12 protein-coding genes are annotated in these 16036 nt (G+C 73.9%); 3 read left to right on the forward strand and 9 right to left on the reverse strand.

The features are described 5' to 3' along the window. Positions 1-932 (reverse strand): adenosylhomocysteinase (locus ACIBEA_RS37865; RefSeq protein WP_399267800.1); only part of this gene is annotated, 932 nt, incomplete at its 3' end. Positions 933-1305: 373 nt separating this feature from the next. Here ACIBEA_RS37865 and ACIBEA_RS37870 point away from each other — a divergent pair. Beyond that, a complete protein-coding gene (locus ACIBEA_RS37870; RefSeq protein WP_399267802.1) occupies positions 1306-3363 on the forward strand; it encodes a fructose-specific PTS transporter subunit EIIC in 2058 nt (685 codons plus the stop codon). 121 nt (positions 3364-3484) lie between these two features. Next, the gene (gene lepB / locus ACIBEA_RS37875; protein ID WP_399267804.1) at positions 3485-4177 is read left to right on the forward strand and encodes a signal peptidase I; all 693 of its coding nucleotides are present in this window, start codon (positions 3485-3487) and stop codon (positions 4175-4177) included. Between the two features lie 64 nt (positions 4178-4241). On the opposite strand, the gene ACIBEA_RS37880 is transcribed toward lepB, so the two are convergent. The 6 genes from ACIBEA_RS37880 to ACIBEA_RS37905 form a co-directional block, all read right to left on the reverse strand. Beyond that, positions 4242-5210, reverse strand: coding sequence for a cation diffusion facilitator family transporter (locus ACIBEA_RS37880; RefSeq protein WP_399267806.1), 969 nt, complete (start codon positions 5208-5210; stop codon positions 4242-4244). A 96-nt stretch (positions 5211-5306) separates the two neighbouring features. Further along, complete coding sequence (gene manA / locus ACIBEA_RS37885; protein ID WP_399267808.1) at positions 5307-6470, reverse strand: mannose-6-phosphate isomerase, class I; 1164 nt, start codon at positions 6468-6470, stop codon at positions 5307-5309. A 46-nt stretch (positions 6471-6516) separates the two neighbouring features. Further along, complete coding sequence (locus ACIBEA_RS37890; protein ID WP_399267810.1) at positions 6517-7650, reverse strand: SIS domain-containing protein; 1134 nt, start codon at positions 7648-7650, stop codon at positions 6517-6519. A 110-nt stretch (positions 7651-7760) separates the two neighbouring features. After that, a complete protein-coding gene (locus ACIBEA_RS37895) occupies positions 7761-7946 on the reverse strand; it encodes a Trm112 family protein (RefSeq protein ID WP_399267812.1) in 186 nt (61 codons plus the stop codon). A gap of 133 nt (positions 7947-8079) precedes the next feature. Further along, a complete protein-coding gene (locus tag ACIBEA_RS37900; protein WP_399267813.1) occupies positions 8080-9447 on the reverse strand; it encodes a phosphomannomutase/phosphoglucomutase in 1368 nt (455 codons plus the stop codon). A 110-nt stretch (positions 9448-9557) separates the two neighbouring features. Then, positions 9558-9965 (reverse strand): DUF3499 domain-containing protein, encoded by a 408-nt coding sequence (locus ACIBEA_RS37905; RefSeq protein ID WP_399267815.1) that lies wholly within the window; start codon positions 9963-9965, stop codon positions 9558-9560. A gap of 138 nt (positions 9966-10103) precedes the next feature. Here ACIBEA_RS37905 and ACIBEA_RS37910 point away from each other — a divergent pair, with 138 nt between their 5' ends. Beyond that, positions 10104-10568 (forward strand): metallopeptidase family protein, encoded by a 465-nt coding sequence (locus ACIBEA_RS37910; protein ID WP_354382901.1) that lies wholly within the window; start codon positions 10104-10106, stop codon positions 10566-10568. A gap of 280 nt (positions 10569-10848) precedes the next feature. On the opposite strand, the gene ACIBEA_RS37915 is transcribed toward ACIBEA_RS37910, so the two are convergent. Both ACIBEA_RS37915 and ACIBEA_RS37920 read right to left on the reverse strand, forming a co-directional pair. Beyond that, entirely contained in the window at positions 10849-12345 is a 1497-nt protein-coding gene (locus ACIBEA_RS37915) for a DUF5719 family protein (protein ID WP_399267817.1), read from the reverse strand. Continuing rightward, positions 12342-15986 (reverse strand): glycosyltransferase, encoded by a 3645-nt coding sequence (locus ACIBEA_RS37920; RefSeq protein ID WP_399267819.1) that lies wholly within the window; start codon positions 15984-15986, stop codon positions 12342-12344. The genes ACIBEA_RS37915 and ACIBEA_RS37920 overlap by 4 nt, the downstream gene beginning before the upstream one ends. Between the last annotated feature and the right edge of the window lie 50 nt (positions 15987-16036).

Here is a 16036-nt window from a genome sequence, read left to right on the forward strand (position 1 = left end):
GTCGCGACCTGGTACCCGTCCATCGCCGCCTGCAGCGCACAGATCGGGTCGATCTCGGTGACGATCACCCGCGCGCCCTGACCGCGCAGCGACTCGGCGCAGCCCTTGCCGACGTCGCCGTAACCGAAGACGACCGCCGTCTTGCCACCGATGAGGACGTCCGTGGCACGGTTGATGCCGTCGATCAACGAGTGGCGGCAGCCGTACTTGTTGTCGAACTTCGACTTCGTCACCGCGTCGTTCACATTGATCGCCGGGAAGAGCAGGTCGCCCTCGGCCATCATTTCGTACAGGCGGTGGACACCGGTGGTGGTCTCCTCGGTGACGCCGCGGATCTCGGACGCGAGCTGCGTCCACTTCTGCGGGGACTCGCCCAGGGTGCGGTTGAGCAGCGTGAGGATGTAGGAGTACTCCTCGGAGTCCGCCGTCGACGGGTCCGGGGCCGCGCCGGCCTTCTCGAACTCGACGCCCTTGTGGACGAGGAGGGTGGCGTCACCACCGTCGTCGAGGATCATGTTCGGGCCGCCGGTGGGGGTGTTCGGCCAGGTCAGCGCCTGCTCCGTGCACCACCAGTACTCCTCCAGGGTCTCGCCCTTCCAGGCGAAGACGGGGACGCCGGCCGGGGCCTCGGGGGTACCGGTCGGGCCGACGGCGATGGCCGCGGCGGCGTGGTCCTGGGTGGAGTAGATGTTGCAGGAGGCCCAGCGGACCTCGGCGCCGAGCGCGACGAGGGTCTCGATGAGCACCGCGGTCTGGACCGTCATGTGCAGGGAGCCGGTGACGCGGGCACCCGCGAGCGGCTGCGAGGGGGCGTACTCCTTGCGGATCGACATCAGACCGGGCATCTCGTGCTCGGCCAGGGTGATCTCCTTGCGGCCGAAGGCGGCGAGGGAAAGATCAGCGACCTTGAAGTCGGTCAAGTCGGCAGTCATGCGTGTGCTCCTCGTGGTCGAGAGGTGGGTACGGCTGAGCCGTGCACCAGCGGGACCGGTGCACCGAGCACAGTCCGTCGGAGGCCCTCTCTCCCCACGGCCGGTCGCGAGGACCGCCCGACCGCCATCAGCGGCGACGCCTGACACTGCTGAAGAATCTACACCGATCGGCGCAGTGCGCCCCAGCCAGTCGCGGAACCGTCCACGCCCGGATTCCGGGCCGTCCGGTGGGTCGCGGAACCGGACACGTCCCGACTTCGGGCCGTCCGACGGAACTTTTTAGGGCCTTTTGGACTTTTGATCCACCCCTTATCTGGGAGACGATGCCGGTGGATCGGAACATCCGCGCGGTCCACGGCGTGAGGAGACAGCAGTGACCAGTCCGGCAGGCCCTTCGGGCAGTGGGGGCGCGAGCGGGCAGGAGCGCGTCAAGCTGCTCGCCGTGACCGCGTGCCCCACGGGGATCGCGCACACCTACATGGCCGCGGAAAAGCTCCAGCAGGCGGCCGAGCGCCTCGGCATCGACATGAAGGTGGAGACGCAGGGCTCGATCGGAGCCGAGAACGTCCTCACTGACAACGATGTCAGGCAGGCGGACGGCATCATCATCGCCGCCGACAAGGAGGTCGACCGCGAGCGCTTCATAGGCAAGCGGGTCCTGTCCGTGGGCGTCGCGGACGGCATCCACAAGCCCGAGGAGCTCATCGCGCGCGTGCGGACCGCGCCGGTGCAGGAGGGCACGGCGGCCGCGGCCGGATCGGGCGGCGGCGGCAAGGAGCGCAGCCTCGCGTACAAGGCGCTGATGAACGGCGTCTCGTACATGATCCCGTTCGTGGTGGTCGGCGGTCTGCTGATCGCGATCGCGCTGGCGCTCGGCGGCCACGCCACCGAGACCGGTTACGCGGTCACTCCGGGCACGTTCTGGGACCACATCTTCCAGATCGGTGCCCTGGGCTTCACCCTGATGATCCCGATCCTGTCCGGCTACATCGCCTATGCCATCGGCGACCGGCCCGCGTTGGTGCCGGGCATGATCGGCGGCTTCATCGCGAACACCGGCTCGCTCTACGACTCCAAGGCGGGCGCGGGCTTCATCGGCGCCATCGTCACGGGCTTCCTGGCCGGCTTCCTGGTCCTGTGGATCAAGAAGGTCAAGGTTCCCAAGGTCGTCCAGCCGATCATGCCGATCATCGTGATCCCGATCATCGCCACGACGGCGCTGGGCCTCTTCTTCATCTACGTCATCGGCAAGCCGATCTCCTGGATCTTCGAGAACCTGACCAGCTGGCTGTCCGGGATGACCGGCACCAGCGCGATCCTGCTCGGCGCGCTGCTCGGCCTGATGATCGCCTTCGACATGGGCGGTCCGGTCAACAAGACGGCCTTCCTCTTCGGTACGGGCCTCATCGCCTCCGGCAACTACGCGGTCATGGGCATGTGCGCCGCGGCCATTCCGGTCATGCCGCTCGGCCAGGGCCTGGCCACGGTGCTGCGCCGCAAGCTGTACTCCGACCAGGAGCGGGACACCGGCATGGCGGCCCTCTTCATGGGCATGTTCGGCATCTCCGAAGGCGCCATCCCCTTCGCCGCGGCCCGCCCCGCCATCGTCATCCCCGCGAACATGCTCGGCGGCGCCGTCGCCGGTGCCATCGCGGGCGTCGCCGGCGTCGGCGACCACGTCCCGCACGGCGGGCCCGTCGTCGCCGCCCTCGGCGCGATCAGCGGCTGGGTCTGGTTCCTCATCGCCATCGCGGCCGGCACGGTGGTCACCGCGCTCACCACGAACGCGCTGATCGAGCTGAAGGCGCGCAAGCAGAACGGCGGCGCGGCCGTCTCCGGCGGCGCCGCGCTCGCCCCCGAGCCGGCCCTCGCGGGGGTCGGAGCGGGCATCGGCGCGGGCATCGGCGCGGGCGCCGGTACGGCCGTACGGACGGCCCCCGCGGGCGTCGCACCCGCCGCGGCGGACGGGAAGGCGGAGGTGCTCTCCGGCTACCTGACCGAGCAGACGGTGAAGACCGAGCTGGCCGCGGACGGCAAGGAGGCCGCGATCCGCGAGATGGCGGCGATGCTGGCCACCACCGGCAACGTCCGGGACACCGAGGAGCTGGTGCGGGTCGCCCTGGCCCGCGAGGCGCAGGGCACCACGGGGCTGGGCGAGTCGATCGCCATCCCGCACGCCAAGACGGACGCGGTCAGCCGCCCCACCGTCGGCTTCGCCCGGTCCACCGAGGGCATCGAGTGGGGCGCCCTGGACGGTACGAAGGCCCAGCTGGTCTTCATGATCTCCGTACCGGAGGCCGCGGCGGGCGACGAGCACCTGCGGATCCTCGCCCTGCTCTCGCGCAAGCTCATGGACGCCGACTTCCGGGCCCGGCTCCAGTCGGCGCCGGACGAGGCGGCCATCCTCGACGTGCTGCGCGAGATCCGGTAGCCCCCGCCCCTCCCCCCTCCTCGCGTCCCCCGGGCCCCGTACCGCCACCTCGGCGGTACGGGGCCCGCGTGCGCTGCGTACGCTTCCCCGCGCACGTAGGCACGTCGGAGGGGCACGACAGATGGAACAGGATCGGGAACGGCGCAGGCCGGGACGCAGACGCGGGATCTGGGCGGTGGTGCTGCTCGGGCTGGGCGCGCTGTTGGTCGTCGGGGGCGGCTGGGGCAGCGGGCTGTTGTCGAAGAAGGAGTACGACCTGCGCTCCGTGCCCGGCGCTTCGATGGACCCGGCCTATCCGCCCGGCAGCGAGGTGTGGCTCGAACGGCTGGTCGCGCGCGACGTGGCGCGCGGGGAGGTCGCGCTGCTCGCGCCCCCGGCGTCGTGGGGCGTCGACGGGGACCTCCTCAAGCGCGTGGTGGCGGTCGGTGGGGACCGGATCTCCTGGGCCAAGGGCGATGCCGCGCTGACCTTGAACGGGAAGCCGCTGGTCGAGCCGTACCTGAAGGACCCGGCCGTGCCGGCGGTGGTCCCCTTCGACGTGACCGTGCCCGAGGGCCGGATGTTCGTCATGGGCGACAACCGCATCAACTCGGCCGATTCGCACATGCGGATCGCGGACGACGGCGGGAGCGTGCCGATGTCGGCCGCGTGGGGGGTCGCGGTCGACGCCCCGACCGGGCTGCTGGCGGCCGGGGCGGTGGCCCTGCTGGGCGTGCCGGTCCTCCTGACCGGCGGCGGGCTCGGGATCGCGTCGCTGGTGGCGCGTCGGCGGGCGGCCCGGCGGACGGGGCTCCCGTCCCCCGCGGCGCTCTGAACGCGCGAAGGCCCCCCGCACCGAGTGGTGCGGGGGGCCTTCGCGCGTACGGGGCCGGGGGCCGTCAGTGGCCGTCGGGGCCGCCGGGGGTGGCGGCCGGGTTGGCGCCCTTGGCCGCCGCCTCCGCGTTGTAGATGTCGGGCTCCAGGTAGATCACGCGGGCGATCGGGACGGCCGCGCGGATGCGCGCCTCGGCCGCGTTGATGGCATTGGCGACCTCGGTGGCGGTGTCGTCGTGCTGCACCGCGATCTTGGCCGCGACCAGCAGTTCCTCCGGGCCGAGGTGCAGCGTGCGCATGTGGATGACGCTGGTGACGACGTCCCCGTCGACGACCGCGGCCCTGATCTTCTCGACCTCGTCGGCGCCCGCGGCCTCGCCCAGCAGCAGGGACTTGGTCTCCGCCGCCAGGATGATCGCGATGGCGATGAGCAGGACGCCGATGCACAGGGTGCCGATGCCGTCCCAGACGCCGTCGCCGGTGGCCAGGGCGATGCCGACGCCGCCGAGGGCGAGGACGAGGCCGATCAGCGCGCCGAAGTCCTCCAGGAGGACGACGGGCAGCTCGGGGGCCTTGGCCCGCTTGATGAACTGGCCCCACGACAGCGAGCCGCGGATCTCGTTCGACTCCTTGATCGCGGTGCGGAAGGAGAAGGACTCGGCGACGATCGCGAAGACCAGGACGCCGACCGGCCAGTACCAGTGCTCGATGGCGTGCGGTTCCTTGATCTTCTCGATGCCCTCGTAGATGGCGAACATGCCACCGACGGTGAAGAGCACGATGGAGACGAGGAAGGCGTAGATGTAGCGCTCGCGGCCGTAGCCGAAGGGGTGTTGCGGGGTCGCCTCGCGCTGGGCCTTCTTCCCCCCGAGGAGCAGCAGGCCCTGGTTGCCGGAGTCGGCCAGCGAGTGGACGCTTTCCGCGAGCATCGAGGACGAGCCGCTGAAGAGGAACGCCACGAACTTGGCTACAGCGATGGCGAGGTTGGCGGCGAGTGCCGCCACGATCGCCTTGGTACCGCCCGACGCGCTCATGGTGTGGTGACTTCCCTTCATCGGTACGGCGGCCCTGGCCGGGGCGCCGTGCTACGGCCGCACATTGTTGCAGCAGCCGTGGTCACGGACGGTACGTCAGAGCACCACCGTGGCGCGGAAAACCGTACCGGTACCGGACAGGACGGGCTTTTCGCCCGCCGGGACGAACACCGATCCGCCCGGGGCCAGGGCCAGTTCGCCGACGCTCGGGGCGCCCGCGGTGCAGAGCAGGATCTGCGGGGCGGCGTCCGGGAGGGTGCGCGCGGCGCCGCCGGGGGCGAGGACGAAGCGGGAGAGCCGGAATTCGTCGATGGGGGTCGCGTAGACCTCTTCGCCGTCGCCGTCGTCCTCGGGGCGCAGCACGCCCGGGTCGCCGGACTCGAAGCGGACGATCTTCAGCAGCTCGGGCACGTCCACGTGCTTGGGGGTGAGTCCGGCGCGCAGCACGTTGTCGGAGTTGGCGAGGAGTTCCACGCCGAGCCCGTCGAGGTAGGCGTGCGGGACCCCGGCGCCGAGGAACACGGCTTCGCCGGGCTGGAGCCGGAAGTGGTTCAGCAGCATGGCCGCGATCACCCCGGGGTCGCCCGGGAAGTGGTGGACGAGCGCGGCGTAGGGCGCGTACGGGCCCCCCAGCCGCTCGGCGGCGGCCGCGGCCTCGGTCACGGTACGGGCCATCTCGGCGCGGTCCGCGGTCAGGACCGCGGTCAGCACCTCGCGCAGCGCCGCCTCCTGCGGGTGGGCGCGCAGCAGGTCGACGTACGGCTCGAGGCTGTCCACCTCCAGGCCCGCGAGCAGGTCGGCGGCCTCGCGCGGCGGGCGGAAGCCGCACAGCCCCTCGAAGGGGGTGAGGGCGCAGAGCATCTCGGGCTTGTGGTTGGCGTCCTTGTAGTTGCGCTCGCCCGCGTCGATCGGGACGCCGCGACGCTCCTCGTCGGCGAAGCCCTCCCGCGCCTGGGCCAGATCGGGGTGGACCTGGAGGGAGAGCGGGGCGCCGGCCGCGAGGAGCTTGAGCAGGAAGGGCAGCCGCGGCCCGAACTTGGCGACGGTGGCGGTGCCCAGCTCGCCCTCGGGGTCGGCGTCGATGACCTCGGACAGGGTCGTCCCGCCCGTGCCCCGGTCGAGCCGGGAGGGGGCGCCGGGGTGGGCGCCCATCCACATCTCGGCCTGCGGCTCGCCGGTGGGCTCGCTGCCGAGCAGCGCCGGGATGGCGGTGGCCGAGCCCCAGGCGTAGGGGCGGATCGTGTTCGTGAGGCGGTCCATCGGTCTTCGTCTTCCTGGGTGGAGGGCGGGGCACAGGTGCGTGCCCTCAGGTACGTCCCCTGGTGGCCAACGCGAGGTAGGCGGTGGCGAAGTCCGTGACGGCGAGGAGTTCGGCGAGCTGTTCGAGGTCGCCGCCCTCCTCCGGTTCGATCTCGCTGATGGCCGTGTCGTGGCTGTGGGCGAGTTCGCGTGCGGCGGGCGCGGCGGAGAGTCCGCCGGTGGGCCGGTCACGCAGCAGGACGACCCGGGCGTGCAGAGCCTGCGGCTCCTCGACCCGGTCACGGAAGAAATCGTCGGGGTCGGCGCCCGCGGCGAGGGCGCCGGCGAGCAGGACCCCGTGGGCGGGCAGCGCCTCGGGCAGTTCGGCCGCCAGCGCGGGGCGCCCCGCCAGTTCGGCGAGGGTGGCGGCGAAGCGGCGGCCGGCCGGGCCGGCGGCGGCGCCCTCGCTCCAGATCAGGGCGAGGGAGTCGGCGAGCTCGGAGGCGAGGGTCTTGGCCGGGTTGCCGTACGTCGCGATCGCGGGCCCGCAGCGTTCGGCGGTGCGGTCGAGGCGGTCGGCGACCAGCTGGAGGGTGGCGGGGGCGGCGGTGACCAGGCCGAGCTTGTCGAGGAGGACGAGCAGCGGGGTCAACAGGGCCCACAGGGCTCCGGGGCCGGCGGCGGCGCTCTCGTCGTACTCCTGGTACGGCGCCTTGGCCATCGGTACGAAGAGCCCGTGCGCGCCGAGGACGGCCTCGCTGAGCGGGGAGCGCTCGGGGGCCACGGCGACGATGGTGCAGCCGCGCCGGTAGGACTGTTCGACGAGGGCTTCGAGGCCGGGCTCGGTGCCGTCGGTGGTCGTCAGGAGCAGCAGGTCCACCGGTCCGGCCCAGCCGGGCAGGGTCCAGCGCATGGCTCCGGCGGCGGGGGCCACGCCGGCCGGGTGCAGTCGGGTGACCGGGGCCACGGCGCCCGCGAGGGCGGCGATCAGGTCCGCGACGCCGGTGGCGGCGGTGCCGGAGCCCGCGATCATGACGGCGCGCGGGCGCCCGTCGGGGCGCAGGTCGTCCAGGCCGGCCTCGGCCGCGTGCCGCACGGCGGTGCGGACCCGGGCTCCGGCGTCGGCCGCGCCGCGGAGCAGGCCGCTGCGGTCAGCGCGGGCCAGCTCCTCGGGTGCGTCGAGGAGCGAGTCGTCGAGCATGGCGGGCCTCCGGTCGTCGTCAGGGGCGTCTCGGGCCCAACGTAGCGCCCGGAGGGAGCGCGGGGTGCGGATTGCCGATCACCGCGCTCCGGACGCGACGGTTCACCGGATCAGGCCGGGCGGCGGGCCTCGTCGACGAGGAGGACGGGGATGCCGTCGCGCACGGGGTACGCGAGGCCGCAGTCCTGACCGGTGCAGATCAGCTCGGGCGTGTCTGCGTCGGCCGACTGGTCACGCAGCGGGGCGTGGCAGGCGGGGCAGGCGAGGATCTCCAGAAGGCCGGCTTCGAGCGGCATGGGGCGTCCCTTCGAACATGCGGATTGAACTGTGGATCGGGCCAGGTCAGCGTACCGCCGGGCCGCGACTCGCGCGGCCCGGCGGTGGGTGGTGCGGGGTGGTGCGGTGGTGCGGGCTGGAGCGGGGCGGCGGTCAGGCGCGCACGAGCGCCAGCACCTCGTCGCGCACCGTGTGCAGGGTCGCGGTGTCGCGGGCCTCCACGTTCAGGCGCAGCAGCGGCTCGGTGTTGGAGGGGCGCAGGTTGAACCACCAGTCGGCGCCGGTCACGGTGAGGCCGTCGAGCTCGTCGGTGCTCACGCCGTCCTGGCCGGCGTACGCCGCCTTGACGGCGGCCATCCGGCCGGCCTGGTCGGCGACGGTGGAGTTGATCTCGCCGGAGCCCTGGTAGCGGTCGTAGGAGGCGACCAGCTCGGAGAGCGGGCCGTCCTGGCCGCCGAGGGCCGCGAGGACGTGGAGCGCGGCGAGCATGCCGGTGTCCGCGTTCCAGAAGTCCTTGAAGTAGTAGTGCGCCGAGTGCTCGCCGCCGAAGATGGCGCCGGACTTGGCCATCTCCTCCTTGATGAAGGAGTGGCCGACGCGGGTGCGGACGGGGGTGCCGCCGTGCTCGCGGACGACCTCGGGGACGGACCAGGAGGTGATCAGGTTGTGGATCACGACGCCGGTGCCGCCGTTGCGGGCCAGCTCGCGGGCCGCGACGAGGGCGGTGATCGCGGAGGGGGAGACGCCCTCGCCGCGCTCGTCGACGACGAAGCAGCGGTCGGCGTCGCCGTCGAAGGCGAGGCCGAGGTCGGCGCCCTCGGCGAGGACGCGGGCCTGGAGGTCGACGATGTTCTTCGGGTCGAGGGGGTTGGCCTCGTGGTTCGGGAAGGTGCCGTCGAGCTCGAAGTACATCGGTACGAGCTCCAGCGGGAGCCCGTCGAAGACGGTGGGGACGGTGTGGCCGCCCATGCCGTTGCCCGCGTCGACGACGACCTTCAGGGGGCGGATCGAGGTGAGGTCGACCAGGCCCTTGAGGTGCTCGGCGTACCCGGCGAGGGTGTCGCGCTCGGTGATGGTGCCCGCGGCGACCGGGGCGGTCTCGGGGACGCCCTCCTCGGACCACTTCTCGACCAGTTCACGGATCTGCGCGAGGCCGGTGTCCTGGCCCACGGGGGCGGCGCCCGCACGGCACAGCTTGATGCCGTTGTACTGGGCGGGGTTGTGCGAGGCGGTGAACATGGCGCCCGGCAGGTCGAGCAGGCCGGAGGCGTAGTAGAGCTGGTCCGTCGAGCAGAGCCCGATCAGGGTGACGTCGACCCCGCGGGCCGCGGCGCCGCGGGCGAAGGCGCCCGACAGGCCCGGCGAGGAGGGACGCATGTCGTGGCCGATGACGATCGCCGAGGCGTTCGTGACCTCTACGAACGCCGCGCCGAAGAGCTCCGCCAAGCGCTCGTCCCACTCGTCCGGGACGACGCCCCGGACGTCGTACGCCTTGACGATGTTCGAAAGATCAGCAGCCACTGCCTGCCCTCCTGAGGGTTCTGTGCGGGGCACCAAACCTACCCTGGCCGCCGGGCATCTCTTCCGACGATCGGATGAAGCGCCGGACACCCCCCGGGGTCGTGGCGGGTTCAGGACTCCGGGGAGCGCAGGACCCGCAGGTGGCCGCGCCGGGTCGGCCCGTTGGCCTGGCCGGGGGTGGCGGAGGGGTTCGTTCCGCCGGGGTTGCCGCCCTGGGAGCCGTTGGAACGTTCGATGCGCTCGTGCGGGCGGGCCGCCTCGCGCACGGCGTTGGCCAGGGCTTCGAGGTCGTCCCCGCTGGGCCGGGAGGGTGCGCCGGCGTCCGCCAGCCGTACGACGTCCCAGCCGCGGGGCGCGGTGAGGCGCTCCGAGTGCTCGGCGCACAGGTCGTAGCAGTGGGGTTCGGCGTAGGTGGCGAGCGGGCCGAGGACTGCGGTCGAATCGGCGTAGACGTACGTCAGTGTCGCGACGGCAGGGCGGCCGCACGCGGTGCGAGAACAGCGACGTACAAGGCTCACGACGTTGGACGGTACCGCACTCCTGACCGGGCCGCGACGACTCCCCCGCGGCCGGGTGCCGTGTCGTCACCCGATCCCCGGCCGGGGGTCGTTGCGGGCCGCCCCCGGTGCGGCATCGAGGGCTACCCTGCGAGGGTGATGGACACCCCTCTGACTCCCCCTGCCGATGGACCTCCCCAGGAACCGCGCACGCGTAGGCGCGACCGGCACGGGCGGGGGATGCGCGGACCGCTCGCTCCCCCGCAGGTGCCGTTGGCCGCCAGTCGGGCGGAGCTCTTCGGGGATCTCGTACGGGACTCGGTCGAGCGGTTGGAGCGGCGCTGGCCGCAGCTGGCCGAGGTGGAGTTCATGGTGGGCGAGGTGCCGGCGCCGCCCGGTGGGCCGGACGGCGGCTGGAACGACGAGGCGGTCCCGCTGGGCGGGACGGTCGCGCCCGACGGGGGCCGGGCCGCGCGCATCGTGGTCTACCGGCGGCCCGTGGAGATCCGGACGAAGTCGCGGGACGAGCGGGCGGTGCTCGTGCACGAGATCGTGGTGGAGCAGGTCGCGGAGTTGCTCGGGCTCACGCCCGAGACGGTGGATCCGCGTTACGGGCAGGAGTAGCGGGGGGGCGATCGGGCCGGGGCGGTCGGGCCTGGCGGTCGGGCCGGGGCGGTCGGGCCGGGGCGGTCGGGCCGGGGCGGTCGGGCCGGGGACGGGCACGAGTGTCTCCTCGGCTCGCGGCTGCGGGGTTGTCGGAGAAGGGGGGCGGTGGGGACCGCTCGTCCTTGCGGGGACACTCCTGCCCGTCCCCGGCCCGACCTCGGGCAGTGCACTCCTGACCGTCCTCGGCGCGACCGCGGGGGCGCAGTTCTGACCGTCCTCGGCGCGACCGCGGGGGGGCTCAGCGGGTCAGGATCGAGAGGTCCTGGACGGCCTTGGGGACCTGGACCGAGCCGTGGTCGTCCACGAAGGTCTGGATCGTGAACATCGGGACGCCCTCGTGCGGCAGGGACAGGGTGCGGGCCGCGTGGACCGGGCCGCCCGAGAGGGTTTCGACGGTCAGCGCGTAGGAGCCCTTGCCGCCCGTCGGCGCGGGCGGCTGCGGGACGAGCAGGGTGGTGCCCGCCTTGACGGTGAACTCCTTGGCGGCCGCTTCGCCGCCCTGGGTGCCCGGGGAGGCGGTGATGCGGACCTTCGCGTCCGCCGCGCCGGCCGGCACGGTCAGCGACACGGTGGTCGCATCCGTGTCGGTGCGGTTGTCCGCGACGGTGGCGCGGGCGCCGACCGGGCCGGAGGCCGCGATGAAGCCGAGTTCCTGCTTGGCCCCGGTGCCCCTGACGACGCGGAGCGCGGCCACCACCGGGACGGCCTTGCGGCTGTCCGAAGGCGTCAGGACGAGTGAACCGGCTTCGCCCCGGGTGACGTCCTTGAGGTCGACGCTCGCCGACATGCCGCCCTTGACGTGCAGTTGTTCGTTGCCCGCCGGGGTGATCGAGGCTCCGGGTCCGGCGAGCCGCAGCTTGAGGTCCGCGTCCTCCTCGCCGGGCGCGTAGGCGATCAGCCGTACGGAGGTGGCGTCGGCCGGGATCCCCGGCAGGACGAGGGAGCCCGCCGGGTCGGTGGAGGCGGGCAGCCAGTCCGTGCCGACGCCCTCCTCCGCGACCTGGACGGAGGCGCCGACCCGACCCGAACGGGTCGTCACGCGGGTGGTGACGTCGGCGATCTGGGCGGTGGGCGCGATGGTGGAGAGCAGCACCGAGACGCTGGACTTCGGGCCGATCTTGATGTTCTCGCCGCTGCCGGCCTCGGTCTTCAGGGCGCCTTCGGGGCCGAAGAGCTGGACGTCGACGACGGCGGGGGTGTCGTCCGCGTTCGTGAGGTGGACGTAGTCCTGGCGGCCCTTGGCCGTGCTCGTGCCGGGGAACCAGAACTCGGTGCCCGGCGCGGTGCAGGCGACGCCGAGCAGGCCGCGCGCCTGACCCACGGCGACCTGGGTGGTCTGCTGGGCCGTCCAACCGGGGGCCAGGACGCCGTCGGCGGTGCCGGTGAGCGCGGGGGCCTCGGCTCCGGTGGAGGTGGCGCCGACGGGGGTGCCCGGGGTCTTGGGCTCCAGGACCGGCTTGGCGTCCTTGGTGGCGCCGGTGAGCCGGGCGCTGCCCTTGGCCTGCGGCTGGGGCTTGCCCGGGGTGATCGTCGTGTAGGTGGTGTCGGCGATGTCGGAGGTGCTGGGCGCGGGGCAGACCAGGGTGGAGCGTTCGACGGGGAGCCGGGCGGCGGACCGCTGGTGGCCCTTGGCGTCGGGGGCGGCCGGGGCCGCGGGCGCGGTGAGGACGGCGATGCCCGTCACGGCGGCGAGGGCGGCGGTGACGGCCGCGAGGGTCAGGGGGGCGCGCTTCACTGCTGGGGGCTCCCGTCCGGGCGCTGGATGGGCTGTCCGTAGGCGTCGTACTGGACGTACGCGTCGTAGTCGTAGGCGTAGTCGTTCGGCTGCTCGGGCGGGTACTGCTGGGCCGGGTACTGCTGCTGCGCGGACGGGTCGTACTGCTGGACGGGCTGTTGGTAGTGGCCGTACTGCGGGTCGGGTTGTTGGTCGTAGCCCGGTGCATGGGCCTGGTCGGCGTACGTCGGGTCCTGCTGGGCGTATGCGGGGTCCTGCTGGGCGTACGCCGCGTACGCGCCGTGCGTGTGGTCCTGCTGGGTCGGGATCTGCGCGTACGGGTCGGCCACGGCGGCCTCCTGCGCGGTGGGGGCGGCGGGCGCGGCCTCGGCGCGCAGGCGGCGGGCGCGACGGCCCTCGCCGGCTTCGGCCGGTCCCGGCTGGGCCGGTACGGCGCCCTCCTCGTCCGGCAGGTCGTCGTCCAGGCTGCGGCGGCGGCCCGGCAGGGCCATCACGAGGAGCAGCACGGCGAGCGCGCCCTGGGCCCAGTGCCAGCCGGTGCGGGCCAGGGAGTCGGCGTGGACGAGGCTCAGGCGGCCGCCCGCGGCGGGGAGTTCGAAGCCCTGGGCCCAGCCGTCGACCGTCTTGGCCTTCAGCGGCTTGCCGTCGAGGGTGGCCTGCCAGCCGGGGGCGGCCCGGTCGGCGACGCGCAGGACGCGACCCGGCTCACCGGCCGCGATCTCGGCGTGGACCTCGACGGGGCCGGAGGCGACCGGGATCGGGGCCTCGCCCGGCTTGCCGGGGACGATCACGACGCGGGCGACCTGGCGGTCGACCCGCCACAGCGCGTCGCCGTCGAGCTGGCTGAGGCGGCTCAGGCCCGGGGTGGCGTCGAGGACCCGGCGGATCTGCTGCGGGGCGCCGTCGCGGACCAGGACGTAACGGATCGCGAAGCCGCCGAGCTGGGCGCTCTGGTCGGCGCCGGACCCCGCGACCAGGCTGGAGACGACCTTGTCGAGGCGGCCGTCGCTGCCCGCGGAGGCGGCGAGTTCGGCGTCGCCGAGGCGGGCGCCGGAGCCGCGGACCAGGGTGTAGTCGACCTGGGCGGGCGAGGCGCCCCCGAGGACGAGGGTGCGGGCCTGGTCGCGGGTGCCGCTCTCCTCGGCGACGAAGGCGGGCACCTGGACGGGGTCGCGGCGCTCCAGCGGGCCGTCGGCTCCGCCGAGCATCCACCCCGCGGCGAGGACCAGTGGGCCCGCGGCGGCGGCGAGGGCGACGAGCGCGGCGAGCGGCTGGCGCCAGCCGAAGCTGCGGGCGGCGACGCGTTCCTTGGCTCCGTCGGCCCCGACGGCGGCGGCGGCGAGCAGGGCCAGGCCGTAGACGAGGGTGCCGGGACCGGCCCAGGCGGTGCGGTTGACCAGGACGGCGAGGAGCAGGCCGGTGAGCGCGACGGCCCAGGCCGCGGTGACGGCGAAGCGGCGCTCGGCGCGCAGCAGGGCGGCCAGTGCGGCGACGACGACGCCGAGCAGGAGCAGCCCGGCGCCGGCGCGCGGCCCGCCGGGGCTCGTGCCGAGCAGGTCGAGGGCGGAGGCCCCGCCGGCGCCGTACGTCAGGCCCGCCTCGCGCAGGAAGGCGGCGGGGTGGGTGAACAGGCCCAGCGACCAGGGGGCGAGGACCAGGAGCGGGACGGTGAGGGCGGCGGCCAGCCGGGGGGCGTACGTCTTCCACGCGGCCCGGCGCACGACCAGCGCGGCGAGGCCGAGGACGGCGGCGAGCGGCCAGAGCACCGGGGTGAAGGCGCTCGCCACGGTCAGGAGCAGGGTGTACGTCCACACCGCGCGCCAGCTGCCCTTGGCGCCCTCGGCCGCGGAGTCCGCGAACCCGCAGGCGCTGACGGCGCTGCGGGCGATGAGGGGCAGCAGGACGGCGAGGACCGCGGTGCCGAGGCGGCCGGTGGCCAGCGCGCCGGTGATGGCGGGGAGGAAGGCGTAGGCGACGGCGGCCCAGGCGCGCAGCAGTCGCGAGCCGACCAGCGGCCGGGAGGCGAAGTATGCGGTGAGTCCGGCGAGCGGGACCGAGCAGACGAGGAGCAGGGTCAGCGCGGTCTGGGTGGAGCCGAACAACAGCGTGGCGAGCGCGCCGAGGACGGCGAGGTAGGGGGGCGCTCCGGCGGTGGTGCCGGTGCCGACGGGGTGCCAGTCGTCGGTGTAGCCGTGCCAGAGGGCGAGGGCGCCGTCGGGGGCGGGGAGCAGGGCGCCGCCCATCAGGGAGCCGCCGCCGAGGAGGCCGCGGCAGGCGACGAGGGAGGCGACGAGCAGGAGGGCGAAGAGGACGGGCGCGGGCTTGCGGGCGATCCGCTTGAGGCGCGCGAACTGCTCGATCTCCAGGAAGTCGGCGTCGTCGCCGCCGGGTCCGGATTCGACGGCGCCGCCGTGCCGGCCGGCGCGGGCCGGTTCGGAGTCGCGGTCGGCGCCGAAGTATCCGGCGAGTTGTTCGACGTTGGCGCGCAGGGTGGCGCCGGGCGGCGGGAAGAGCGGGCGCAGTTCCCCGGCGGGGACGGCGGGGCGGCCGCGGCGTCTGCGGGCGCCGAGGATCCTGCCCGGGCGCAGCAGGGTGCCGAGCAGGCCGGCCACCTCGTCGACGGCCTGGCCGGGGGCCTTGCCGACGAGGTAGGCGAGGGTGCGCAGGGCGGTGCCGAGGAGGATGCGGAGCAGGACGTAGGGCAGGGCCCGGCCGGAGGAGTTGACGAGCACCGTGTAGGTGGCGCCGGCCTTGTCGACGCGGTGGGGGCTGACGGCGGAGCGCCCGGCGCAGTCGACGGTGCGGCGTTCGCGGGCGGAGGCCTCGGCGTGGCGCAGTACGGCGTCGGGGGCGACCAGGACGGTGTGGCCCGCGTTCTGAACGCGCCAGCACAGGTCCACGTCGTCGCGCATCAGGGGCAGCCGACGGTCGAAGCCGCCGAGCGCGTCGTAGACGTCGCGGCGCACCAGCATGCCCGCGGTGGAGACGGAGAGCACCGGGCGGACCTGGTCGTGCTGGCCCTGGTCCTGTTCGCGCCGGTCCAGGCCGGTCCAGCGGCGGCCGCTGCGGGCGATGCTGACACCGGCTTCGAGCAGCTGCTTGGCGTCGTACCAGCCGCGCAGCTTGGGGCCGATGACGGCGGCCTCGGGGTTCTCCTCGGCGACGCGCAGGAGTTCGGCGAGGGCGTCGGGGGCGGGCGCGCAGTCGTCGTGGAGCAGCCAGAGCCACTGGACGGGCTCGCCGTACGGCAGTTCGGGGAGGTCGTAGTGGTCGTCCTGCCAGGTGCGGCTGACGGGGTCCCAACCGCTGGGGCGCTTGAGGTAGGTCAGCTCCTCGGGAGTGAGGACGCCGGCGGCGTCGGCGGCCTCGTCGACCGCGGTGCCGAATCCGGTGCGGCGGGCGAGGTGCAGGACCCGGTCGTCGCCGAAGGCCTCGGCGAGCAGGCGCGCGGAGTCGTCGGAGCTGCCGTTGTCGGCGGCGACGTGGTTCTGGGCGGGCCGTTCCTGGCCGAGCAGTCCGGAGAGGGTCTGGGGCAGCCAGCGGGCACCGTCGTGGGCGACGACGACCGCGGTGACGACGTGCCGGGGGAACTCGGGGACGGCGGCGCCCTGGTGGGAGGACGAGTGGCTGTGCAGGGACATCGCGGTACGGGCCCTCCGGCCGGGGGTCCGGGGGTGGTGTGCCCTCGGAG

The organism is Streptomyces sp. NPDC051555 (genome assembly GCF_044454405.1).
In the GTDB taxonomy this organism is placed as follows: Bacteria; Actinomycetota; Actinomycetes; order Streptomycetales; family Streptomycetaceae; genus Streptomyces.